This window comes from Bradyrhizobium genomosp. III, assembly GCF_000261705.1.
In the GTDB taxonomy this organism is placed as follows: Bacteria; Pseudomonadota; Alphaproteobacteria; order Rhizobiales; family Xanthobacteraceae; genus Bradyrhizobium; species Bradyrhizobium ottawaense.
In genome coordinates, this window is sequence record NZ_AJQF01000118.1 from 1 (window position 1) to 1,366 (window position 1,366).

Here is a 1,366-nt window from a genome sequence, read left to right on the forward strand (position 1 = left end):
GCGACGGCGGCGGGCTCATCCTCTACAGCGGGCCGCCGGAAGGGCTCGGTGACATCGAGCAATCGCGAACCGCGCATTACCTCGGACGTCCGCGCAAGAAGCTGCCGACGGCGCGCCGCGAGCCGAAGGGCCATCTGAAGCTCAGGGGCGTATCCCGCAACAACCTTCGTGGTCTCGACGTCGATATTCCGCTCGGCATCCTCACCAGCATCACCGGCGTGTCGGGCTCCGGCAAATCGAGCCTGATCAGCCAATTCCTCGTCGATACCGTTGCCGCGCATCTCGGCCATACGCTGGCCGCTGACGCCGATGACGACAGCTTGGCCCCGACGGTCGAGACGTTGGGCGGCAGGATCGTTGCCGGCCTTGACCAAATCAACCGCCTCGTCGTCGTCGACCAGAAGCCGATCGGCCGCACCCCGCGGTCCAATCTTGCGACCTATACCGGCCTGTTCGACCATGTCCGAAAACTGTTCGCGGCAACGCCGCAGGCAAAGTCCCGCCGCTACGATGCCGGACGCTTCTCGTTCAATGTCGCGAAAGGACGATGCGCGACCTGCGAGGGCGAAGGCTTCGTCTGTGTCGAACTGCTGTTCCTGCCCAGCGTCTACGCGCCCTGCCCGACCTGCAAGGGCGCCCGCTACAACGACAAGACGCTCGAGGTGAAAATCCGCGGCAAATCCATCGCGGATGTGCTGGCGATGCGCGTCGACGAGGCCTTCGAGTTCTTCGAGGGCGATGCCGCGCTGAACCGGTCGCTCTCGGTCGTGCGCGAGGTCGGTCTCGGCTATATCCGCCTCGGCCAGTCCGCCACCGAACTGTCCGGTGGCGAAGCCCAGCGGATCAAGCTGGCGACCGAGCTGATGCGTCCGCAACGCGGCCATACGCTCTATGTGCTGGACGAGCCGACCACGGGGCTGCATCCACGGGACGTCGAGCGGCTGATCGCCCAGCTCGAACGGATCGTGGACACCGGCAACAGCGTGGTCGTGGTCGAGCACGACATGGACGTCGTCTCGCACAGCGACTGGATCATCGATCTCGGCCCCGGTGCCGGCGACGAGGGCGGCCGCATCGTCGCATCGGGAACGCCGGACCAGGTTGCCAAGGCCGGCGGAAAGACCGCGCATTATCTGGCACGGCGCTTGAAGCAGTAGCGCGCGACGATTGTCGGATGCGGTCGCCTCGCGGTCATTTCGCAATTGCGTTCCATGGCGCAGCTGACAGACCCGACTTTCGCGATGTTGACTTTCCGCCATCCCGCTCCCCATACTTCGCAAAAAGATAACAACCAATCATAAGACGGTTTTTGAGGGAGGATAGGATGCCGACTTCACGCAGGCAGCTGCTGAAGGGTACGGCGGCT

At 64.3% G+C, this 1,366-nt stretch carries 1 pseudogene; it reads left to right on the forward strand.

Going from position 1 to position 1,366, the window contains the following annotated elements:
- A pseudogene (locus IC66_RS0110500) lies at nt 1-1,157 on the forward strand (ATP-binding cassette domain-containing protein); the annotation flags it as partial.
- Nucleotides 1,158-1,366 lie beyond the last annotated feature (209 nt).